The sequence below is a fragment of the Aeromonas sp. EERV15 genome (assembly GCF_900079845.1).
GTDB lineage: Bacteria > Pseudomonadota > Gammaproteobacteria > Enterobacterales > Aeromonadaceae > Aeromonas > Aeromonas sobria.
Map to the genome: position 1 here is coordinate 1 of NZ_FKKY02000030.1, position 20,812 is coordinate 20,812.

The following is a 20,812-nucleotide window of genomic DNA, read 5'->3' on the forward strand; positions in this document are numbered from 1 at the left end:
TTTTGAATGGCGGATCAGCGTGGAAGGCGGCTTGCTCAACTTCGATTTGGAGGCCAGCGAGTGGCGGCAGCGGCTCCTCGATGCGGGCCTTCAGTTGGATTGAAGGGAGGTGGTGCCGATGTGGTTGGGGGCGCCTCAGAAAACGGAAAATAAAGCACTTTAGAGTTTTTAAAACAGGGACTCTTAGCAAACTGCTAACGAAAAGCAGTAGATACCTACCGTCGCACGATATGAGCATCATCCGGGTTGGCGTGAGCGCCACCGCGAAACCCGCCGCCTCGACGACCCTACAGATCATGGCACATCGGTTGAAGACAAAGGCTGGACGTGCGCTTTACGCGTTACGCAAACTGCCCGACGAGCCGGTCATCTGCATCATCAAGTCCGTGATGGGGTTCCGGCAGTTCTCTCTGCGTGGCTTGGATAGCGCGATGGGCGAGTGGACCCTGGTTTGCCTTGCCTGAAATTTGAAACGTATGGCCGTATTGCGTCTGCCGTAGGGAAAGTCGCAGGAAAGCGGCGGTCTATCGACCCAAAACGGCGAAATCTACCAAAAATGTCCTGCCGTTTCTTTGCCTCTTTGATTCAGAGTGGCTGGGTACAGAAATAGTCCTCTAAGTCTGGCCTAAGTTTGTTTCGGCAAACTTCGCACGCATCTTGAAATTCGACACATGTAAGCATGCTTTGTATGCCGAAGTTGTGCCATCAAAGGGCGAAGTGCTCCTTTAGTTGAAAGTCACCATGCACTCAATTGTTCCAGCCAGTGGCAACCTGAAAAACGATGGAAGTACCTGGTTGCCTGAAATTCTGAACAGGATTGCACCATGCCGCAGCTTCACCACTCTCAACTACGTTACCTGTCAATTATTCTGTTCGCGTGGGTTGCAGTATTTTTCCTCACCCGCAGTGTTTTACTGGCTAGCCATTTTTCCGATGCGGATATCAGCATGGCGGGACTGCTGAGCCTATATGGTATTGGTCTGGTTAATGATTTAGCTTTTCTTCTGTATGCTCTCTTGCCACTGACCATATACGTTCTGCTCTGTCCCCAAAGACACTGGCGACAACGATGGCACAAAAATTTTTTACATGTATTGCTGGGATGCAGCCTGTTTTTCATGCTTTTCATTGCCGTCGCAGAGTGGCTTTTCTGGGATGAATTTGGCGTCCGCTTCAACTTCATTGCGGTCGACTATCTGGTTTACTCGAACGAAGTTATCAACAACATTCTCGAGTCGTATCCGATTTACCGATTACTTGCCTTGTTGGCGGTGCTCGCCGCAGGTATCGCTGTCGCCCTGAGAAAACGACTCGCGCTGGCTCTTGAAGCACCATTGCTAACCAAATCCAGCGCCTGGCTGGGATTGGCGTTGCTATTGGTGACGGTGTTGATAAGCAGTAATGTGATTGGGCAGGATTTCCTACGCAGTCTGGGCGGCAATGCTTATCAACGCGAGTTGGCCAGCAACGGTCCATTCCAGTTCTTCGCGGCGTTTCGTAATAACGAGTTGGACTACGCCCAGTTCTACGCTACTTTGACTGGACAGGACGTAGCAAAATTGATTCGTAATGAGGTCAAAGAGCCGAATGCACGCTTTATCGGGAGCGATCCGCAGGACATTCGCCGAGTGATCGATAACCCAGGACAACCGAAACGGCGAAATGTCGTACTCGTCACCATCGAGAGTTTTAGCGCAAGCTATTTAGGTAGTTTCGGCGATAGCCGCGGCCTGACTCCGAATCTGGATGAACTGCGCAAGCACAGCCTGTTTTTCAATAACTTTTATGCTACGGGAACACGTACTGATCGAGGCCTGGAAGCCATAACCTTATCCATCCCGCCAACGCCAGGGCGTTCCATTGTCAAGCGGATTGGTCGTGAGTCCGGTTATTCCAGTTTGGGCCAGCAGTTCAATACTCAAGGCTACGACAGCGTGTTCATCTATGGAGGACGGGGTTATTTCGACAACATGAACGCCTTCTTTGGGGGCAATGGATACCGCATTGTCGACCAAAGTAGCGTTGCCGAAGCAGACATGCACTTCAAAAACGCGTGGGGCATGTCCGACGAAGATCTTTATACACAGACGATGAAAGTGGCCGATGCCGATCATGCAGCCGGCAAGCCCTTCTTCCTGCAGTTGATGACCACATCCAATCACCGCCCCTTTACCTACCCAGAAGGGCGTATCGATATAGCCCCTGGCACAGGGCGCGAAGGTGCAGTGAAATATACTGACCATGCGATTGGCCAATTTCTCGCGCAGGCCCGGAAAAAGCCATGGTTTGATCAAACACTTTTCATTTTTGTCGCTGATCACACAGCGGGCAGTGCGGGAAAGGAAGATCTGCCAGTAGCCAATTACCATATTCCGCTGTTTGTCTATGCACCCGGCCTAATCAAACCGAGGGAAGTGGCAACAGTGACCAGCCAGATTGATCTTGCCCCAACGCTACTCGGACTCCTTGACTTCGACTACATCTCGACCTTTTTTGGTCGCAACGTGCTCCGAGACGACGCCGCGCCTGGACGCGCGCTAATCGGGAATTATCAGCACCTTGGGTTATTCGATGGCGACAACCTGGCTATCCTTAGTCCTAGGCGCATCATGCGCCGCCATGACGATGCTCTCGGTCGGAGTCTTGAAATTTCGGTAGATACCAGCGATCCGCTGCTACGACGGGATATAGCCTACTTTCAGAGTGCGAGCTATGCCTTCCAGATGGGCATGATGACCTGGAAAGACGATGCTCTTTCTGGTGCCCAAGTCAGCCAATACCAACCCTGATCCACAAAACTCAATACAGACAGTACCTTTCGCAGTGCCTGTCTGTATTGAGTTTCTGGATACAGAATTGCTATCAATAATCATCGGCCAATCACTAGTCAACTAATTCGACATTAACGGGCACAGCGATAAACGTCTATGTCTGGCCTAAGTTTGTCAATTCACAATTCGTGTAATTCCTCTCCTTGCTTTAGCGCAAAAGAGGTCTCGCAATCTATAGAGCACTTCACGCTTACTTCACTGCTCAGCAAGAAGGTGAGTAGTTGACCAACGGAGAACACGATGACAATCGCTATACAAACAAAAGGACTCTCAATGCGCTATGAGAGCTTTCACGCCCTTGAGAATCTCGATCTGAAAGTGAATGCCGGAGAAATCTTTGGTTTTCTTGGTCACAATGGTGCAGGAAAAACAACCACGCTCAGCATTCTCACAACACTGTTGAGACCTACCTCAGGGCAAGCCGCTGTGTGTGGTTTCGATGTCGTCGCCAAAAGTTTCGATGCCCGTCGTCGACTCGGCTATCTGCCGGAAAATGTGCGACTGTATGAGTCGATGACGGCGAACGACAATTTGCGTTTTTTAGCCAACTTGTCGGGAGTTCGGCATCCTGACCAAGAAATCCGCCAGACGCTGCAATTTCTCGAGTGCGAAGATCTCGGCGTTCGTCGAGTGGGTACGATGTCCAAAGGGCAGCGTCAGCGCATTGGTTTGGCTCAGGCCATCCTGCACCGCCCGGACGTGCTATTTCTTGACGAGCCCACGTCTGGGCTTGATCCATTGGGAATCAAAACACTTCGTGACTTGATTGTTCGCCTCAACAAGGAGCGTGGAACGACCATTTTCATGAACACCCATCTGATCAGTGAAGTTTCCAAAACCTGCACGTCGATTGCCGTGCTGAACCAGGGACACCTCGTCTTTCACGACACCATTGCCGAAGTGCTCAGCCGTTTTGGTGACGATACCGCACTTGAGCAACTGTATCTATCACTGGTTCCAGGCCAGGAATCTTGATATGAGACTGAATCAGAATGCTAACTTGACACCGGGGTCAATGGTGTCAACCGTTGCGGCCAATACGCTACGTGTCGCTTTGCGTGACCGCACAGTAATCTGGCTCGCCTTTCTATTCATGGCAATGGTGCTGTTATCCGCTTACCTCGGCTGGTCGGCAACTGAAACCGTCAATCAGATTTATGCAAAAGCGTTGCCCCTTTTGCAACTGGATGGCCGCCCAATACCGGCCAATCCAACCATCGACATGCCTCCGTTGTCCATGTTGAGAAACATGACGACTTATATTTCCCTGCTGGGCGCATTGGTTGCGATCGTTCTCGGTTTTCAGATGATTTCCGAAGATCTGCGATCCGGAGTGTTCCCGCTCATATCAAGTCGACCCATTGGGCGTACTCGATACGCTGTGGGAAAGATAGCAGCACTGGTCGTGTCCATCGGAGGGCTGTTGTTCTTGGCTGCTGGCACGACGGCTTTGACCGTACTGCTGATGCCCGGAGTCCATTTGTCACCGGTCGACTGGGTATCGCTGCTTCGTTTTTATGGGGTTTCCGCCCTATTTCTGACTGCATTCGGATTGATGGCCATGGCCTCAGCGGCGTGGAATCGGTCCGAGTCTGTCGGCTTGTTGGTACCAGTCACGGTTTGGCTTGTTCTGACCTTCGTATTTCCCCAACTCAGCGCCAACATTAATCCGATGGCAGCACTGAATCCGGTGAAAGCCATGGTCGCACCGCCGGCAGGTGCCTTCTTTGACCTCGTTGGAACCGCCCTGGCACCGCTCTCTCTTGTTTCCGCCTACCGGGATGTTGCTGCCACGATCCTGGGCTTTACCCCAGCTGATCGATCATCACTTGGCATGACGGGAGGGATGGCATTGATGTTAGCGGCAAACCTGCTGTTGGGTGCGCTTTCTATCACCGCATTGAGACGCCTCGATGGCACACGGAGCAACAGTGATGAATGACAATTTTCTGCAAATTCGCGCCTTGGCAACGAAGGAAATTGCCGACGTTCGCCGCTCAAGCCTGTTGTTGGTAGTCACCGTATTCATGCTTCTGGCCAGTTTCGTTTCTCTGGTGGTAGCCGCCGTGGCACTCAAGGCCGACGTGACTGCCTACAACAGTGCCCGTGATCTTCTATTGTCGCTCGGAAAATCCATTGATGAACTGGTACCGCCGGCATTCATGCCGCTGACCCTCTTGCGTGGCTTTGTGGAATACATCGAAATCATTGGCGCCGTACTTGGAATCGTTCTTGGACATCGTGCTGCTGCAGCAGAACGTGGACGTAACACTTTGCCGCTGTTGCTGACACGACCCATGTCGACCCTGACTTTCGTGATCGGAAAATGCCTGGGAAATTTTGCGATCATCGGTGGCGTGCTACTACTGACCTTCTCGTTTGGCGCTCTCGGTCTAGTCGTGATCGGAGGGATTGGCTTGACAGCAGACGACTTGGTCAGGGTAGTTACAACACTCACAGCAGCAAGCGTGTACGTTGGCTTCTTCTTCGTATTGGGATTATTTCTTGCACTGAATATGCGTCGATCAGTACACGCGGTCTTGTTGGCATTTACGTTGTGGATAGGCTTTGTACTGGTTACACCACAAATTGGCGACACACTGGACCCGGATAACCAGGTCGGTGCAGGCGTTTTCCGCACACTCAATATCGCCAAGCCACAAGAAAAGGAAATCATGAAGTCATTCAAAACGTATGAAACCCTGCGCGACGGAATTGAGCAGTCCTCACCAGCAAAACATTTCGAACGTTTTAGTTTTGCCGTCCTTGGCATCAAGGACATCTATGCCGGTCAATCGCTCCAGGCGGTCTTGAAAGAGCGCCAAAACGATGTGTTCTGGTTGTTTGGATTATTTGCCTCGCTACTGGGAGTGCTTACCATTTTTCCCCTGAACGTCAACAAACTGAAAGAGAGCTAAATCATGTCAATTCTTAAAATCTCATCCATTGCAGCCTTGAGTCTAGCCCTGGGTGTTTCATTCGCCGCTACGTCAATTCAGGCAGCCCCAGCGACTGCCGATGCCGATGTCGACGGCATACCCGATATGGCCGAGACCGTTCTGGCCACCGACCCCATGGTGGCTGACACGGATGGTGATGGTCTCAATGACAAAGCTGATCCAAAACCTCTGGAAGCGGCCAACCCAATTGCGCAAAACGGGAAAACCGGTGGCCCGCTTATTCTGGCGGCAAAGGTTGAAGACAATTTTGATCCGTCGACCAAAAAAGACATCCCCGACCACCTAGAGATAAGCCTGAAAAATCCCGGCGCAAGCGGTCTCCAAGGATTGCAGGTCTATTACACGATCAAAGACACGACCTCTGGAAAAACAGAAAGTTATTACCGCAACTTGACGTCTTTCAAACTTGCGGCAGGCACACCTGGCACGTTGCATTTTGACGTAAAGGGAAGCGTCGATTCTAGCGCCGCGACAGAGCATTTTCGGGTCAATCCCAACTCGCTGCTATACAAGTCTCCGAACGCCAAATCACTGACAATTCAGGTTGCAGCGGCCGGCTACGCGCCGAGTACACTGACGATCAAGAAAGATGCCGGGGGCGAAGAAAAGGCCGATTGAGAACCGGGAAGCACGACCGCTCCCATTAAAACACGGCACAATACTCACAGGAGGATATATGCGGGTACTGTTGGTCGAAGACGATCCGATGATCGGAGAGGCAATCCAGGGCGCATTGAAAGATGCGTCCTATGCGGCAGATTGGGTGAAAAACGGACAAACCGCACTCAATACCCTGTCCTGCCAATTCTACGATCTCATCTTGCTCGACCTTGGTTTGCCTGGAAAGGATGGGCTTGACGTACTCAGTTCGATTCGCAGCCAGGATAACCCGGTGCCGGTGCTTATCATTACCGCTCGTGATGGCCTGGACGAGCGAATTCGTGGGCTTGACGGAGGGGCTGATGACTATGTGCTCAAACCGTTTGAAATGGCCGAGTTGCTTGCGCGAATGCGTGCCGTACTCCGACGCAAAGGTGGCTCGGCGGCCCCGGTTTTGAGCAACGGCAGTGTGTCGCTCGATCCCGCGACGCGCGAGGCACGATGCAATGGCGTTGAAGCCGTGCAACTTTCGAATCGGGAATTCGCACTGTTGCAAGCCCTGATGGTTCGTCCTGGCGCCATTTTGTCGCGAAGTGAACTGGAAGACCGAATCTACGGGTGGGGTGAGGAAGTCGAGAGCAATGCGGTCGAGTTTCTGATTCATGCCCTGCGCAAGAAATTGGGCAGTGAAATCATCAAGAACGTGAGGGGAGTGGGATGGATGGTATCAAAAGGCGGGTAAAAGGCTCACTTCAGTACAGGCTATCCCTTTCACTGTTGCTGGCGATTCTGAGTGTTGCGTTAATCGCCGGAATAATTTCCTTCTTCTCGGCCTTCAACGAAGCTAATGAGCTACAAGACGGCGTGTTGCGTCAAGTAGCCTCATTGTTCGACCGACATAATATCGCTGTGCCTAAAGAGGGCGATTCGGGCAGAAATTCGGACGGTGATGCTGAATCTCGGGTTTTCGTGCAATTGCTCTCGACGACCTCACCGATCCATACCGGCACAGATACCAAACCGCCATTGGCATTGCCTCAGAATATTCCGGATGGCATTCAAACGCTAGGTGTCGGCAATAAAACCTATCGGATACTAGTCAGCCCCCTGAGCACTGGGCAGCGTTTAGCAGTGGCCCAGGAGACAGCCATCCGTGATGAAATCGCACGAGATGGCGCGCTACGTACACTGACGCCATTCTTGATACTGGTTCCTATCCTACTGATTGTTGTAGCCAAACTGGTCGGAAAAATTTTCAAGCCGGTTGCAGACCTCGCACTCGAAATTGATCAACGCGATGAACAGGAACTTCATCCGATAGCGTCTGAACCCTTACCCGCTGAAATTCGCCCATTCGTGGGAGCCATCAATCGACTTTTAGGGCGAGTTGAGCAGTCGATGGAAGCCCAGCGGCGCTTTGTCGCCGATGCTGCACACGAGCTACGCTCCCCATTGACGGCGCTTTCTCTACAAGCTGAACGGCTTGCAGACAGCGAAATGTCTGTTAATGCGCATACGCGGCTGGATACTTTACGTCGGGGTATAGAGCGTGGCAGAGCCTTGCTGGATCAACTGTTGGCACTGGCGCGAGCTCAAGCTTCTACGGTTTCATCCAGTACCAGTGTTTCCGTTCAACAGGTCTATCGGCGAGTGCTGGAAGACATGATGCCATTGGCAGAGGTAAAGCGCATCGACATCGGTGTCGTGAGCGAATTGGACGCCCATGTATTCGCCAACGAAATTGATTTGATAACCCTCGTAAAAAATTTGGTGGATAACGCAATTCGCTACACGCCATCCGGTGGGCGTGTCGATTTGTCGGTCATGCTCGACAATGATGTCACTGTTTTGATGGTCGAAGATAATGGCCCGGGGATTCCAGAGTCAGAGAGGGATCGAGTTTTTGATCCATTCCATCGCATTTTAGGAAGCAATGAGATGGGTTCCGGCCTCGGACTCTCTATCGTCCAGACGATTGCCTCCCGTACTCATGCAAAAGTCAGTCTTGGATTCTCTAACGATCAAATGAGATCTGGCCTACGGGTTGTAGTGACATTCCCATTTGTACGAAGTTGAAACATGGAAACCTGCTACGTGTCATTCTGATCTATACCCTAACTGGATGTCAGGCAAGGCCGCGCCGCTTCGTCAGAATAGAGTCATCTTTCGCATTTTTTTGACACATGCCCGCGAAGGTTATAGATTTCAGCCTGACAGAAACGGGGTTTGGGCGCAACGGAACAGAAAGTGCACATAAGCCGCCTTCAACCAAGGAGACATCGTGCAGGGGCACCGCATCGGCTACGTCCGGGTCAGCAGCTTCGACCAGAACCCGGAACGCCAACTGGAACAGACCCAGGTGAGCAAGGTGTTCACCGACAAGGCATCCGGCAAGGACACCCAGCGCCCCCAGCTCGAAGCGCTGCTGAGCTTCGTCCGCGAGGGCGACACGGTGGTGGTGCACAGCATGGATCGCCTGGCCCGCAACCTCGACGACCTGCGCCGCCTGGTGCAGAAGCTGACCCAGCGCGGCGTACGCATCGAGTTCTTGAAGGAGGGGCTGGTATTCACCGGCGAGGACTCGCCGATGGCCAACCTGATGCTGTCGGTAATGGGGGCCTTCGCTGAGTTCGAGCGCGCTCTGATCCGTGAGCGGCAGCGCGAGGGTATCGCCCTGGCCAAGCAGCGCGGCGCGTACCGGGGCCGCAAGAAGGCCCTGTCCGACGAGCAGACTGTTACCCTGCGGCAGCGGGCGGCGGCAGGTGAGCCCAAGGCGCAGCTCGCCCGCGAGTTCAACATCAGCCGCGAAACTCTCTACCAGTACCTCCGCACGGACGACTGACACATGCCGCGTCGCTTGATCCTCTCGGCCACGGAGCGGGACACCCTGCTTGCGCTGCCGGAAAGCCAGGATGACCTGATCCGCTACTACACCTTCAACGATTCCGACCTGTCACTGATCCGCCAGCGGCGCGGCGACGCCAACCGTCTGGGCTTTGCGGTGCAACTCTGCCTGCTGCGCTACCCCGGCTATGCGTTGGGCACTGACAGCGAGCTGCCCGAACCGGTCATCCTGTGGGTGGCCAAGCAAGTCCAGACCGATCCGGCGAGTTGGACGAAGTACGGCGAGCGCGATGTGACCCGTCGCGAGCACGCCCAGGAACTGCGCACCTACCTTCAACTGGCCCCGTTCGGCCTGTCCGACTTCCGCGCCCTGGTGCGCGAGCTGACCGAACTGGCCCAGCAGACCGACAAGGGCTTGCTGCTGGCCGGCCAGGCGCTGGAGAGCCTGCGGCAGAAGCGACGCATCCTGCCGGCGTTGAGCGTGATCGACCGGGCTTGCTCGGAGGCCATTGCACGGGCCAATCGGCGGGTCTACCGCGCCCTGGTCGAACCTCTCACCGACTCGCATCGGGCCAAGCTGGACGAGTTGCTTAAGCTCAAGGCCGGCAGCAGCATCACCTGGTTGACCTGGCTGCGGCAGGCACCGCTGAAACCCAACTCTCGGCACATGCTTGAGCACATCGAACGGCTGAAGACATTTCAGCTGGTGGACTTGCCCGAAGGCCTTGGCCGGCACATCCACCAGAACCGCCTGCTCAAGCTGGCCCGCGAGGGTGGGCAGATGACGCCCAAAGACCTCGGCAAGTTCGAGCCGCAGCGGCGCTATGCGACCCTGGCCGCCGTGGTGCTGGAGAGCACTGCAACCGTGATTGATGAGCTGGTGGATCTGCACGACCGCATCCTAGTCAAGCTGTTCAGCGGCGCGAAGCACAAGCATCAGCAGCAGTTCCAGAAGCAGGGCAAGGCGATCAACGACAAGGTGCGCCTGTACTCCAAGATCGGCCAGGCGCTGCTGGAGGCCAAGGAAGCCGGCAGCGACCCCTATGCCGCCATCGAGGCGGTGATTCCCTGGGACGAGTTCACCGAGAGCGTCAGCGAAGCCGAGCTGCTGGCCCGGCCGGAGGGTTTCGACCACCTGCACTTGGTCGGCGAGAACTTCGCTTCCCTGCGCCGTTACACGCCGGCCTTGCTGGATGTGTTGGAACTGCGCGCCGCTCCGGCCGCGCAAGGTGTACTGGCAGCCGTGCAGACCCTGCGCCAGATGAACGCCGACAACCTGCGCAAGGTGCCGGCCGATGCCCCCACTGCTTTCATCAAGCCTCGCTGGAAGCCGCTGGTGATCACCCCGGAAGGCCTCGACCGGCGCTTCTACGAAATCTGCGCGCTGTCCGAGCTAAAGAACGCCCTGCGCTCCGGCGACATCTGGGTCAAGGGCTCGCGGCAGTTCCGCGACTTCGACGACTACCTGCTGCCGGCAGAGAAGTTCACCGCGCTCAAGCGGGATCAGGCCTTGCCCCTGGCGATCAACCCGAGCAGCGACCAGTACCTGGAAGAGCGTTTGCAGCTGCTGGACGAGCAGTTGGCCACCGTCACCCGCTTGGCCAAGGACAACGAGCTGCCCGATGCCATCCTCACCGAGTCCGGGTTGAAGATCACACCGCTGGATGCGGCGGTGCCGGATCGGGCGCAGGCGCTGATCGACCAGACCAGCCAGTTACTGCCGCGCATCAAGATCACCGAACTGCTGATGGACGTGGACGACTGGACGGGCTTCAGCCGCCACTTCACCCACCTGAAGGACGGGGCTGAGGCCAAAGACAGGACGTTGCTGCTGTCCGCGATCCTCGGTGACGCAATCAACCTCGGACTGACCAAGATGGCCGAGTCGAGCCCCGGCCTGACCTACGCCAAGCTGTCCTGGCTACAAGCCTGGCATATCCGCGATGAAACCTATTCGGCGGCCTTGGCCGAGCTGGTCAATCACCAGTACCGCCATGCCTTCGCTGCCCATTGGGGCGACGGCACCACCTCATCCTCCGATGGCCAGCGCTTCCGCGCTGGCGGCCGGGGTGAGAGCACCGGGCACGTCAACCCGAAGTACGGCAGCGAGCCAGGACGGCTGTTCTACACCCACATCTCCGACCAATACGCGCCGTTCAGCACACGCGTGGTGAATGTCGGCGTCCGAGATTCCACCTATGTGCTCGACGGCCTGCTGTATCACGAGTCCGATCTGCGGATCGAGGAGCACTACACCGACACGGCCGGTTTCACCGATCACGTCTTCGCCCTGATGCACCTGCTGGGCTTCCGCTTCGCGCCACGCATCCGCGACCTCGGCGAAACCAAACTGTACGTGCCGCAGGGCGTGCAGGCCTACCCGACGCTGCGCCCGCTGATCGGTGGCACCCTGAACATCAAGCACGTGCGCGCTCATTGGGACGACATCCTGCGCCTGGCCAGCTCGATCAAGCAGGGCACCGTTACCGCCTCGCTGATGCTGCGCAAGCTCGGCAGCTATCCGCGTCAGAACGGCCTGGCTGTCGCCCTGCGCGAACTGGGCCGGATCGAACGCACGCTGTTCATCCTGGACTGGCTGCAAAGTGTTGAACTGCGCCGCCGCGTGCATGCCGGCCTGAACAAAGGTGAGGCGCGCAACTCGCTGGCCAGGGCGGTGTTCTTCAACCGCCTTGGGGAAATCAGGGATCGGAGCTTCGAGCAGCAGCGCTACCGGGCCAGCGGCCTCAACCTGGTGACGGCGGCTATCGTGCTGTGGAACACGGTGTACCTGGAGCGCGCCACCCAGGGGTTGGTCGAGGCCGGCAAGCCGGTGGACGGCGAGCTGCTGCAATTCCTGTCGCCGCTGGGCTGGGAGCACATCAACCTAACCGGCGATTACGTCTGGCGGCAGAGCCGCAGACTGGAAGACGGGAAGTTTCGGCCCCTACGGATGCCCGGAAAACCTTAGCGTACGATTTTTTCCGAATTCTGCGGGCTCCCCATTATCAACGCTAATTACTATCTGGAGCAACTCTTGGCTCCCGCCGCACTCGAGCGCATTGCTCGGCTCTGCAAGTTTTGTCTGCGTCAGCGTGCCATTACCCCAGCCATGCTCGTACCTGCACTGCTGCGGGCCATGGGAGGCGACCAGGTCAATGACATTGCCGGTTTACACCGCCATTTCAATGCCTTGCAACTGGTAAACACCCATCAGGTTTCTTACAAACCGTTTCACAATCAGCTGCGCAAAGAGAGCTTTGCCCTGTTTATGAAAGCCCTGGTCGAGCGGGCCATCGCCTTGCGTATCGACCATCAACTCAAAGCAGCCTCCCTCGGCGCGTTCAAGCAGGTGTTACTGCACGATGGCACCTCCTTTGCGGTGCATCGGCGCCTTGCTGCTGATTTTCCCGGCCGGTTCAAGACCATCAGTCCGGCAGCTATCGAGTGCCATATGACCATGTCACTGTCGGAGCAGAGCCCGTTGTGCATGAGTGTGTCTGCCGATACCGCAGGGGAACGGCAATTTCTGCCTGAAGCCCACACGCTGACCAACTGCCTGCTGCTGGCTGACGCAGGTTACATTGACAGGGCTTGGTTTGAGCAGGTGAACGACGCTGGCGGATTTTATCTGGTGCGCGGCACGAAAAGCCTGAACCCCAAGATAATCCAAGCCTGGCGCGGTGATGGACGGGAAGTACCCAAGCTGGCGGGACTATCTCTGAGAGAGGCCGGACGGCGACGCTGTCGGGCCGAGGTACTGGATATGGTGGTGAAGTCCGGCCAGGTCGAGTACCGGTTGATCCGGCGCTGGTTTGCTGAGGAAAAGCGGTTCTGTCTGTGGATGACGAACCTACCGCGAGCAGCATGGTCAGCAGAGCAGGTGATGAGCCTGTATCGCTGCCGTTGGCAGGTGGAGTTGTTATTTAAAGAGTGGAAATCGCACAACCGGCTCAAGGGGTTTGTGACGGGCGAGAAAGCGATTGCCGAGGGGTTGGTGTGGACGAGCCTGCTGTCGCTGGTGATGAAGAGACGGGTCGCGCAGAGTGTGATGAGTGGGGCGCTATCGATGCTGAAAGCGTCGAAGAACAGTGCGACGTGGTGGCTACCGCTATTGGAAGCAGTGGCCCATAGGGCGCTGACAGAAATAAGGGAAAGATTGGAATGGGCTGCCGATTATTTGGCCAAGAACGCCTGCCGAACCAAGCAGAGAAAGTCGATACAGAACAGGACCTTGGAAGGCGTTTTAAATGGACTCGCCGCTTAAGGTCCTGTACATGAAGGGGCGTTACGGTAAATCCGCCGCCCCTTTTTGCTGCCTATCAAAATCGCAATTACAGATTTCCGTATTTCTTCAAAAGCAGTTCGCGCACCTCGTCCGCGATCTTGGCTCCGCGCGATGCACATTGCATCTTGATTGCGCGGTGCAGGCTTTCGGGGATGTCGATGGTGAGCCGCTTCATCGGCTCAGGTGCATTGCCGGTGCTGCGGTTCTCTACCCACTCATCGGCGGAGGCCTGCGCACTCTTGCTGGTCGGCTTGGCGCCGATGGTGACCTTCTTGCTCATCGTGCAATCTCCATCAATTCTGCCATGACGGCATCGATCTCTGCGGCGGCTGGACCGGTCTCATCAGTTTCATGAACAGCGCGGCCTTGGGCTGCGGCCTCTGCGAACACTACGCGCTGGGTGATACTGGCGGTTAGGACAGGTATGGGGTAGGCGGCCAGAGCTGCACCAACATCCCGCCCTATGGCTGTATTTGCGATTTTACGATTAACCACAAAAGCGGCTTTCAGTCCTTCCTTGTAGATGCGAGCCTCTTCAATCAGCTTCACCACCTCGTCTGCTGCCCAGATGTCGTAGGGGCTGGGTTGTACCGGGATCAGCACCACATCAGCGGCCATGATCGCGGAGCGAGCGAGGTCGGTTACCCGTGGTGGTCCGTCGATGACAATGTGGTCATAGCCCTGGCCGAGTTGTCCGATCTCCTTATGCACGGTGGCTCTGGGGAGGCCGACGACCGAGAACAGGGGCTCGCCATCACGAGCTGCGGCCCAGTCCAGGGCGGAGCCTTGTGGATCGGCATCGATCAGAAGAACCCGAAAGCCGCGGCGGGCCAAGCTAGCCGCCAGGTTCACGCTGAGGGTGGTCTTGCCAACGCCGCCCTTCTGGTTGAGCAGTCCGATGATCATGGTTGAATTCTCATTATTTGTGGTTTTGTAAAAATACAGAAAAGCACATGCAATGAGCAATCAAAATAAGTTCCAGACTCCATGAGTTCGTCCGGCCTGCACTCCCTAGTTCTGGTTGTGCAACGGTATTGCCAGTATTACAATGTAATGGCGTTTGAAATTACAAAGTGAGGCGGTTATGGGCACGATTAACCTGCGCATTGATGATGAACTGAAGGCACGTTCATTTGCGGTGCTGGACAAATTGGGGGTGACCCCCTCGGATATTATCCGGCAAACCCTGGAGTATGTGGCCTCTCAGGGGCGGAGCCCGTTTCGCACTACCGTGGTGACGGAGGACGAAGAGGCACTGTTAGCCATCGTGCGAGAGCGCTTGGCCAGCCCGCAGAAAGGCATCAAGGTATCGCTGGATGACCTTTGAACTCGAGTTTGATCCGCGAGCGTGGAAAGAGTGGAAAAAGTTGGGCGATACCGTTCGCCAGCAGTTCAAAAAGAAACTTTCAGAGGTGATCGAGCGCCCCAGGATTGAGGCAAACAGGCTGAATGGGATGTCTGATTGCTACAAGATCAAATTGCGTGGCGCGGGGTATCGGTTGGTTTACCAGGTACAGGATGATCGGGTGGTGGTATTCGTGGTCGCAGTGGGGAGGCGCGAACGGGAAGAGGTATATCTGGATGCCATGTCACGTCTTGATTAGCGGACGTTGTAAGGTGTGACCGCCTGCGGTAACGTACTGGCCAGAAAAGACAAACCCCGAATCTCTTATCTTCATCTTGGCGGAGTCGGTAAGAGAGTTCGGGGTCGTTCACTAAGAACAGGAAAATAATAACACATGGATCACGCTAAACAACCCTGCCCCGCCAATAAGCGCGGGCATCATTGACGAAAACAGCCTCTCGCGCCTCGTTTGTCGAACGTCTGCCTCATCGCCCCTACTGTACTGATGACCCGTCACAGGGCCTGTTGATCCGCCCGAAGGCTACCGCGCTGGCCTATCGCCACATCCAGCACAACCCGCCGCCGCACGTCGCCTGCCTGGTATTCGATATCGACCGACCAGATGGATACGCCGCATGGGAGTCCGCTGGACTGCCAGCTCCACACTGGATCGCCATCAACCTGGATGAAGGGCTGGACGAGAACGGGGTCTGTCATCGAGGCCGTGCCCACATCGGTTACATGCTGGCTACCCCTGTGGCCCGCACCAGCGCAGCCAAGGCGAAACCATTGCGCTATCTGGCCGCCATAGAACACGTTATGGCGCATCGGTTAGGGGCTGACATGCGGTTCACAGGCCTCATCACCAAGAACCCCACACACAGCGATTGGTGGACGGTCTGGCACCCCATTGAGCCCTATTCTCTCGACTATCTGGCCGAGTTCTGCCCGGATAAAGATCTCGCCGCCTACAGTCGCCGCAGCCGCAAGGAGGCGAGCGGGCTAGGGCGTAACGTCACCCTGTTCGACAACGTGCGGGAGTGGGCTTACAGCGCCGTCAGAGAGTATTGGCGACCCAATGGGTACGACGCATGGGCTGAGGCTGTCAGAGCTGCCTGTGACAGTGCCAATGCGTTTGGGCTGGAGCAGGGCGGTCCGTTGCCCGTGTCCGAGACGAAGGCCACGGCCAAGAGCATCGCCCGTTGGGTATGGCGACATTTCACCCCGTCCGAGTTCCGCGCCATTCAGGCAACCAGAGGGGCCAAGGGGGGCAAGGTTTCCAAGGGGGGCGGGAGGCCCATGGGAACAAGCCGGACTAACTGGGAGTTGTGGGAAGCCATTCAGAGCATGAAGGCTGCCGGATACCCGCATAGCACCATCGCCGACGATCTCAATATTTCCGCCAGTACGGTAAGCAAGTACGCCAAAATTTCAAAATAGCGATCGCGAAAACAAGCCATATCAGATAACAGCGCCCGTAGGGCGGCCCCTTCTCGAAAGTCATTTAAGAGAGAGAGGCTCGTTGCGAGGGGGGTAAGGCCGATCCCGAAGGGCTGTCCATCAGGCCATGTGTTTGGCCTGTGGGCAGTAGGTCTTATCCCCGGAGCTGTTTGTTCTCTGCCGTTCGCAGTGCCCGCAGAATCTCCCCGGCCTGCTCCGGGGTCAGTACCACCGCCGACCCTCCATCCCGGATAGCCTGCATCTGGGCATCCAGCCCCTCTACCAATGCCCGATTTATCGTCACAGTAACGTTATTGTCCTGCTGCTTTGCACGGTAGGCTGCTTGTCGTTCTGCCCCTGTTTTGGCTGATCCGGTTTTTGGCCTACCCCGTCCGCGCTTGATGCCAAACATGTCCCCAGTCCCCTGATCCTTGGTGTCCTTCATGGTGTTATTTCCTGTCACTGTAACGGTAATTGATTATGTGTCACTGTGACGATAATTGGCAAGTTGCCGACCCCCTGTTTTTTTGCTGTACTGGCATTAAGCCAGCGTACCCGTATTACTTTTCGCCCGCTTCGCGGCCTCCAGTAATACGGGGCTGGTGAGGGGCCTAGCCCCTTCAATCCCCCACACAAAACAGCCGGAGGCACCGTGTCCAGAGTCCCGAAAACGACCACCATCAGCCTACGGATCGACAAGCCCACTGCCGCCGAATGGCGGGAGCGAGCAGCAGCCTCTGGGCTCAGCGTGTCGGACTGGATCAGGGGGGCGGTGGATGCTGGCCAGCAGACGAACTTGCCGACGCCACAGCGCCGCCCCGTCCGTGTCCGTGACACCAGCAACGATGCCGATCCGGCGCTGATGCGCCAGCTGGCCGCGTTGGGATCGAACCTCAACCAGATCGCCCGTAGCCTGAATGAGTGCCGGCTAGTCGGTGCACCGGTCCGACTGGTGGAGGTGCTGGCCCTGCTGCGCAGCATCGAGGCGGAGGCGGCCCACCTGCTGCCCCAGTTGCCTCCGCCCCCCAAGCCGACCACCAAGGAGAGCAGCAGCGATGCACGTTAAATTCCTAGCCCACGGTACGGGCAGCGGCGCCCGCGCCTCGGCCTACCTGCTTGGGGCGCACGACCACACAGGAGCGGAGCGGGCCGGGGTGACGGTACTGCGGGGGGATCCGGCGCTGTTCGCGGCGGTGGCCGACTCACTGCCGTTCCAGCAGCGGTACTCCAGCGCGGTGATTTCGTGGGCCGCTGAGGAGGCACCGACCACTGCCGAGATCGACGAGGTGCTGGCCGATTTCGAGGCGCTGGCATTTGCCGGACTGGAGCCGGAGGACTACCACATGACCGTCGTCCAGCACGACGAACCGGATGGCGGGGCGCATGTGCACATCCTGATCCCCCGTGTTCACCTGGGCAGCGGAAAATCGTTCAACCCGGCCCCACCAGGTCAACGCGACGACTTCTATGCGGTCAGGGATAAACACAATCATGCCAAGGGCTGGGCGCGGCCAGACGACCCGCTCCGGGCACGGCTGCTGCGGCCGGATTTCGAGGCATACAAGGGCGACCACCCGGCCATCAAAAAACAAATCACCGACCACCTAATAGGGGCCACCGCGCAGGGGGTGATCACAAACGCCGCCGAGCTGCGGGCCTACCTGCAAGAATCGCTCGGGTGCGAAATCACGCGAACGGGCATGGATTACATCAGCATCAAGCCGGAGGGCTACCCCAAAGCCGTCCGGTTAAGGGGAGAGTTATATGGAGCATCTTGGACCGCAAAAGGCGCAATTGAGCGAGAGGCTCAAGTTGCAGCACGAGCAGGCATTGGGCGAGGTGGAGAAGTTAGCGAAAGCGGTGCTCGACGAGCTCAAGAAAGACTTAAAAAAGCGTGTGAACGACGAGCTGAATACAACTGTGGGCGCTATCCGGGACGGGATCGAGGGATTGCCCCAACAGATCACCGACTCGGCCGACCCATTGAGGGAGGTCTTGGAGCAGGCACGGAGCGAGGCCAACACCCTCAAGCTGATCTCCAGCGTCTGGCTCAAAGCCTTGCTGGTCGGGGTATGCACCTCAGTGGGGATCGGGCTGGGGAGCTGGGGGGTGTTGAGCTGGATGGGCAGCGAGGTTCAGCGGTTGAACAGCGAGATCAGCAGCGCGAAAGCCACGTTGGCGGAGCTTCCGACCGGAGTGACCTTCGTCCATCAGGGGGGCAAGAGCTACATCCTCGCGCCGACATTAGGGAAACCGTTCAAGGTGAAGGACAGCGACAAAATGGCCGTGAAGGTGAACTGAATGACAGAACTGGAACGGATACTGCTCGACAGGCTGGAGCGAATCGAAACGGCACACCAGCAGCAAACGGCGGCTTTGGAGCAGCAATTGAAGCAGCAGGCGCGTTCTTTGAGCGAATTGCAGACGGTATGCAGCAATGCGCTAAAGAGCTGCGAGACGCTATGCAGCGAGCTACAGGGCTCGTTCGAGACGCTGCAGAACGGGGTAGAGCGCTCGAACAAAGTCACAGGGACAGCGCTTGGCAGCTTGAGCAGCAGTGTCAACGACTTGATCAAGGCGCTGGACGCCTTGCAGAGGGCGCAGCGTTGATCGCCAACAGGGCCGCAGATCTGCGAAAAGAGCAGCGGCGAGATCGTGGCTTGAGCATGTGATATATCGTCACGGTGACAATAATTAAGGAGATCGGGTATGAAATCAGGTCGGTTGGGTACGCCTGGCACGGTGGCGCATATTCGCCAGTTCCCCCCGGTTGAGTACGAACTGGTTAGCTATCAAGGTTCCCCGTGGCTATGGGCCGATGGAGAACCGCTGATCGACCTGCTCGATGCGACCATCGACTGGGTGATCGATGACGACGGCAGCCGCTGGATCGTCATTGACACCGAATACCTGCGCCAGCAGGTGGCCCACTATGCCCTATTGTCCGCCGATACATGGCGGCAACGGTTGCTCGATGCAGGCGTGGAGGTGGATTGAGGTGCGATTGAGAGATCGGTTTCCGGGGCTGATGTTGTGGCACACAGTGGCGGCACTGGTCGCCGTGTTTGCGGCGAAAGCCCTTCTGTACTGGGCGGCGGACTGGCTGGGCCTTGGGCCGCTCTACAGCGCCTTGGCGGGGCCTTCTTGGGATGTGGCGGCATGGATAGCGTTGTTGGCCCTGCTGCTGCGGTGGATGAAGGTCTAGCCTGTTCTGCCGCGCTGCGCTTGGCGGCCCCGACAACAAGATTGACAGGCTTCGCGAGTCACTCTTGTTGTCGGGGCTAGTGTTTAGTGTATGATATACACGTATATCATTGGTGTTTGAGGTGGATCATGTTAGCGATACGCTTGCCTTCGGATATCGAAGAGCGCTTGGCAAATTTGGCGCAAGAGACGGGGAGAACGAAGACCTTCTATGCACGGGAGGCTATCTTGACTCATCTGGAAGAGATGGAAGATTATTATCTGGCCGAAAGGGTCATGGAGAAAGTTCGTAAGGGCGAAGAACGCCTGTTCTCACTGGATGACGTGGAGCGCGATCTTGGCTTGGAAAGTTGAGTTGACCGATACCGCCAAGAAACAATTGGCGAGGCTAGATAAGACCCAAGCCCAGAGAATAACAAAGTATCTTCGCCGGGTTATGTTGCTTGAAGATCCTAGGGATGCAGGTAAAGCCTTGACGGGAAACTTGCGTACCTACTGGCGATATCGAGTCGGTGATTATCGCGTTGTTTGTGAAATAAGAGATAACGAAATGATTATTGTTGCTGTGATGGTTGGTCATCGCAGTGATATATACGAATAAACTAAATTAGTCATTTCTTGGTGGTTAGATGATAGATAGACATTTAAAAAAAATCACGGCCTTGGTTTTTATTGTTGCTTGTGTACTTGCTAAAGTGTTGATCGGCCCCATAACATGCAATAGTGGATGGAGTTCTCCATCGATTGGTCTTAGCGGAGCTTGTTCACATCATGGCGGTGTAGCATCATGGAAAGGTACATTGCCAATATTATTAGGCGCCGCTGCCGCATTGTTTTTTTATTTTCGCTTTAAACTCCCACCTCAACTCCCACCTCAAAGAACATCTGATGCTTCAACTTCCCCTCTAATAGCACCTGATTTTTTAAATGTGGATGTAGAGCAACAGACTGTTGTTAGTAATGATGCGATCACTCCTGAATTATCTGGTAATTCAAAAAAGAAAAGGGTTTATAAAAAGAAATCTTCATGCCCAAGGTGTCATTCCGCAATGAGACTAAGAACTGCAACTAAAGGTAATAATGCAGGGCATAAATTTTGGGGGTGCAGTAAATATCCTAGGTGTAAAGGTACTCGAACCTACGTGCCTGAGATTAAGTGAAGGATGGTTGCACCGTTGTTGGTGTTGAGCACAATGCGGGGGTGTTGTAACGTACTGTCCATAAAAGACAAACCCCGAATCTCTGTCTAATCAACTTGGCGGAAGATAACAGAGAGTTCGGGGCCGTGACTTAATCACAGGAA

24 protein-coding genes and 2 pseudogenes are annotated in these 20,812 nt (G+C 56.0%); 23 read left to right on the forward strand and 3 right to left on the reverse strand.

Features of this window, described 5'->3' with window-relative positions; translation table 11 throughout:
- Nucleotides 1-296 precede the first annotated feature (296 nt).
- The 11 genes and pseudogenes from BN4575_RS19460 to BN4575_RS19510 form a co-directional block, all read left to right on the forward strand.
- Nucleotides 297-464, forward strand: a pseudogene (locus BN4575_RS19460) (transposase); the annotation flags it as partial.
- A gap of 360 nt (nt 465-824) precedes the next feature.
- A complete protein-coding gene (locus BN4575_RS19465; protein ID WP_068979427.1) occupies nt 825-2,789 on the forward strand; it encodes an LTA synthase family protein in 1,965 nt (654 codons plus the stop codon).
- Between the two features lie 282 nt (nt 2,790-3,071).
- Nucleotides 3,072-3,806, forward strand: coding sequence for an ABC transporter ATP-binding protein (locus tag BN4575_RS19470; protein WP_068979428.1), 735 nt, complete (start codon nt 3,072-3,074; stop codon nt 3,804-3,806).
- Nucleotide 3,807: 1 nt separating this feature from the next.
- Nucleotides 3,808-4,773, forward strand: coding sequence for an ABC transporter permease (locus tag BN4575_RS19475; protein ID WP_068979429.1), 966 nt, complete (start codon nt 3,808-3,810; stop codon nt 4,771-4,773).
- Nucleotides 4,766-5,749 (forward strand): ABC transporter permease, encoded by a 984-nt coding sequence (locus BN4575_RS19480; RefSeq protein WP_068979430.1) that lies wholly within the window; start codon nt 4,766-4,768, stop codon nt 5,747-5,749. Before BN4575_RS19475 ends, BN4575_RS19480 begins: the two co-directional genes overlap by 8 nt.
- Nucleotides 5,750-5,752: 3 nt before the next feature.
- Nucleotides 5,753-6,409, forward strand: coding sequence for a hypothetical protein (locus BN4575_RS19485; RefSeq protein WP_068979431.1), 657 nt, complete (start codon nt 5,753-5,755; stop codon nt 6,407-6,409).
- A gap of 58 nt (nt 6,410-6,467) precedes the next feature.
- On the forward strand, nt 6,468-7,133 hold the full coding sequence (locus tag BN4575_RS19490; protein WP_068979432.1) for a response regulator transcription factor: 666 nt from the start codon (nt 6,468-6,470) through the stop codon (nt 7,131-7,133).
- Nucleotides 7,109-8,467: an ATP-binding protein gene (locus BN4575_RS19495; protein WP_068979433.1), complete on the forward strand. Its 1,359-nt coding sequence runs from the start codon at nt 7,109-7,111 to the stop codon at nt 8,465-8,467. Before BN4575_RS19490 ends, BN4575_RS19495 begins: the two co-directional genes overlap by 25 nt.
- A 205-nt stretch (nt 8,468-8,672) precedes the next feature.
- Nucleotides 8,673-9,233, forward strand: a complete 561-nt coding sequence (locus BN4575_RS19500; protein ID WP_033958617.1) for a recombinase family protein — start codon at nt 8,673-8,675, stop codon at nt 9,231-9,233.
- A 3-nt stretch (nt 9,234-9,236) separates the two neighbouring features.
- The gene (locus BN4575_RS19505) at nt 9,237-12,203 is read left to right on the forward strand and encodes a Tn3-like element TnAs1 family transposase (protein ID WP_068979434.1); all 2,967 of its coding nucleotides are present in this window, start codon (nt 9,237-9,239) and stop codon (nt 12,201-12,203) included.
- 6 nt (nt 12,204-12,209) lie between these two features.
- The gene (locus tag BN4575_RS19510; RefSeq protein ID WP_083221091.1) at nt 12,210-13,499 is read left to right on the forward strand and encodes an IS4-like element ISApu1 family transposase; all 1,290 of its coding nucleotides are present in this window, start codon (nt 12,210-12,212) and stop codon (nt 13,497-13,499) included.
- 67 nt (nt 13,500-13,566) lie between these two features.
- Here the strand turns inward: BN4575_RS19510 and BN4575_RS19515 are convergent, their stop codons facing one another.
- Both BN4575_RS19515 and parA read right to left on the reverse strand, forming a co-directional pair.
- Complete coding sequence (locus BN4575_RS19515; RefSeq protein ID WP_068979436.1) at nt 13,567-13,800, reverse strand: hypothetical protein; 234 nt, start codon at nt 13,798-13,800, stop codon at nt 13,567-13,569.
- On the reverse strand, nt 13,797-14,426 hold the full coding sequence (gene parA, locus BN4575_RS19520; protein WP_068979437.1) for a ParA family partition ATPase: 630 nt from the start codon (nt 14,424-14,426) through the stop codon (nt 13,797-13,799). Before parA ends, BN4575_RS19515 begins: the two co-directional genes overlap by 4 nt.
- A gap of 178 nt (nt 14,427-14,604) precedes the next feature.
- Between parA and BN4575_RS19525 the strand changes: the two genes are divergently transcribed.
- The 3 genes from BN4575_RS19525 (at nt 14,605) to BN4575_RS19535 (ending at nt 16,305) form a co-directional block, all read left to right on the forward strand.
- Nucleotides 14,605-14,847 carry a type II toxin-antitoxin system RelB/DinJ family antitoxin gene (locus BN4575_RS19525; RefSeq protein WP_068979438.1) on the forward strand — a complete coding sequence of 81 codons (243 nt, stop codon included), beginning with the start codon at nt 14,605-14,607 and terminating at the stop codon, nt 14,845-14,847.
- Nucleotides 14,837-15,124 carry a type II toxin-antitoxin system RelE family toxin gene (locus BN4575_RS19530; protein ID WP_068979439.1) on the forward strand — a complete coding sequence of 96 codons (288 nt, stop codon included), beginning with the start codon at nt 14,837-14,839 and terminating at the stop codon, nt 15,122-15,124. The genes BN4575_RS19525 and BN4575_RS19530 overlap by 11 nt, the downstream gene beginning before the upstream one ends.
- 182 nt (nt 15,125-15,306) lie before the next feature.
- A complete protein-coding gene (locus BN4575_RS19535) occupies nt 15,307-16,305 on the forward strand; it encodes a replication initiation protein (RefSeq protein ID WP_068979440.1) in 999 nt (332 codons plus the stop codon).
- A 154-nt stretch (nt 16,306-16,459) separates the two neighbouring features.
- Here the strand turns inward: BN4575_RS19535 and BN4575_RS19540 are convergent, their stop codons facing one another.
- A complete protein-coding gene (locus BN4575_RS19540; protein WP_042650710.1) occupies nt 16,460-16,750 on the reverse strand; it encodes a hypothetical protein in 291 nt (96 codons plus the stop codon).
- Between the two features lie 207 nt (nt 16,751-16,957).
- On the opposite strand from BN4575_RS19540, the gene mobC reads away from it, so the two are divergent.
- From mobC to BN4575_RS22610, 9 genes and pseudogenes are all read left to right on the forward strand, one after another.
- Nucleotides 16,958-17,371, forward strand: a complete 414-nt coding sequence (mobC, locus tag BN4575_RS19545; RefSeq protein WP_042650709.1) for a plasmid mobilization protein — start codon at nt 16,958-16,960, stop codon at nt 17,369-17,371.
- Nucleotides 17,361-18,020: pseudogene (locus BN4575_RS22510) on the forward strand (relaxase/mobilization nuclease domain-containing protein); the annotation flags it as partial. The gene mobC and the pseudogene BN4575_RS22510, both read left to right, overlap by 11 nt.
- Nucleotides 18,021-18,069: 49 nt before the next feature.
- Nucleotides 18,070-18,606 carry a DUF1640 domain-containing protein gene (locus BN4575_RS22515; protein ID WP_068979442.1) on the forward strand — a complete coding sequence of 179 codons (537 nt, stop codon included), beginning with the start codon at nt 18,070-18,072 and terminating at the stop codon, nt 18,604-18,606.
- The gene (locus BN4575_RS22520; protein ID WP_068979443.1) at nt 18,607-18,915 is read left to right on the forward strand and encodes a mobilization protein; all 309 of its coding nucleotides are present in this window, start codon (nt 18,607-18,609) and stop codon (nt 18,913-18,915) included.
- Between the two features lie 99 nt (nt 18,916-19,014).
- Nucleotides 19,015-19,302 carry a hypothetical protein gene (locus BN4575_RS19565; protein ID WP_068979444.1) on the forward strand — a complete coding sequence of 96 codons (288 nt, stop codon included), beginning with the start codon at nt 19,015-19,017 and terminating at the stop codon, nt 19,300-19,302.
- Between the two features lie 7 nt (nt 19,303-19,309).
- Nucleotides 19,310-19,510, forward strand: a complete 201-nt coding sequence (locus BN4575_RS19570) for a hypothetical protein (RefSeq protein ID WP_068979445.1) — start codon at nt 19,310-19,312, stop codon at nt 19,508-19,510.
- A gap of 128 nt (nt 19,511-19,638) precedes the next feature.
- Nucleotides 19,639-19,863, forward strand: a complete 225-nt coding sequence (locus BN4575_RS19575; RefSeq protein WP_068979446.1) for a type II toxin-antitoxin system RelB family antitoxin — start codon at nt 19,639-19,641, stop codon at nt 19,861-19,863.
- Complete coding sequence (locus tag BN4575_RS19580; RefSeq protein WP_083221093.1) at nt 19,847-20,110, forward strand: type II toxin-antitoxin system RelE family toxin; 264 nt, start codon at nt 19,847-19,849, stop codon at nt 20,108-20,110. Before BN4575_RS19575 ends, BN4575_RS19580 begins: the two co-directional genes overlap by 17 nt.
- A 28-nt stretch (nt 20,111-20,138) precedes the next feature.
- A complete protein-coding gene (locus tag BN4575_RS22610) occupies nt 20,139-20,669 on the forward strand; it encodes a topoisomerase DNA-binding C4 zinc finger domain-containing protein (protein ID WP_083221094.1) in 531 nt (176 codons plus the stop codon).
- Nucleotides 20,670-20,812 lie beyond the last annotated feature (143 nt).

Bases quoted from the DNA above. Each gene is read 5' to 3' on its own strand.
- BN4575_RS19505 (WP_068979434.1), top strand. From the start codon at position 9,237: ATGCCGCGTCGCTTGATCCTCTCGGCCACGGAGCGGGACACCCTGCTT.
- BN4575_RS19475 (WP_068979429.1), top strand. From the start codon at position 3,808: ATGAGACTGAATCAGAATGCTAACTTGACACCGGGGTCAATGGTGTCA.
- BN4575_RS19530 (WP_068979439.1), top strand. From the start codon at position 14,837: ATGACCTTTGAACTCGAGTTTGATCCGCGAGCGTGGAAAGAGTGGAAA.
- BN4575_RS19565 (WP_068979444.1), top strand. From the start codon at position 19,015: ATGAAATCAGGTCGGTTGGGTACGCCTGGCACGGTGGCGCATATTCGC.
- BN4575_RS19540 (WP_042650710.1), bottom strand. From the start codon at position 16,750: ATGAAGGACACCAAGGATCAGGGGACTGGGGACATGTTTGGCATCAAG.
- BN4575_RS19525 (WP_068979438.1), top strand. From the start codon at position 14,605: ATGGGCACGATTAACCTGCGCATTGATGATGAACTGAAGGCACGTTCA.
- BN4575_RS22610 (WP_083221094.1), top strand. From the start codon at position 20,139: ATGATAGATAGACATTTAAAAAAAATCACGGCCTTGGTTTTTATTGTT.
- parA (WP_068979437.1), bottom strand. From the start codon at position 14,426: ATGATCATCGGACTGCTCAACCAGAAGGGCGGCGTTGGCAAGACCACC.
- BN4575_RS19575 (WP_068979446.1), top strand. From the start codon at position 19,639: ATGTTAGCGATACGCTTGCCTTCGGATATCGAAGAGCGCTTGGCAAAT.
- BN4575_RS19485 (WP_068979431.1), top strand. From the start codon at position 5,753: ATGTCAATTCTTAAAATCTCATCCATTGCAGCCTTGAGTCTAGCCCTG.
- BN4575_RS19515 (WP_068979436.1), bottom strand. From the start codon at position 13,800: ATGAGCAAGAAGGTCACCATCGGCGCCAAGCCGACCAGCAAGAGTGCG.
- BN4575_RS19480 (WP_068979430.1), top strand. From the start codon at position 4,766: ATGAATGACAATTTTCTGCAAATTCGCGCCTTGGCAACGAAGGAAATT.
- BN4575_RS19490 (WP_068979432.1), top strand. From the start codon at position 6,468: ATGCGGGTACTGTTGGTCGAAGACGATCCGATGATCGGAGAGGCAATC.
- BN4575_RS22520 (WP_068979443.1), top strand. From the start codon at position 18,607: ATGACAGAACTGGAACGGATACTGCTCGACAGGCTGGAGCGAATCGAA.
- BN4575_RS19465 (WP_068979427.1), top strand. From the start codon at position 825: ATGCCGCAGCTTCACCACTCTCAACTACGTTACCTGTCAATTATTCTG.
- BN4575_RS22515 (WP_068979442.1), top strand. From the start codon at position 18,070: ATGGAGCATCTTGGACCGCAAAAGGCGCAATTGAGCGAGAGGCTCAAG.
- BN4575_RS19470 (WP_068979428.1), top strand. From the start codon at position 3,072: ATGACAATCGCTATACAAACAAAAGGACTCTCAATGCGCTATGAGAGC.
- BN4575_RS19495 (WP_068979433.1), top strand. From the start codon at position 7,109: ATGGATGGTATCAAAAGGCGGGTAAAAGGCTCACTTCAGTACAGGCTA.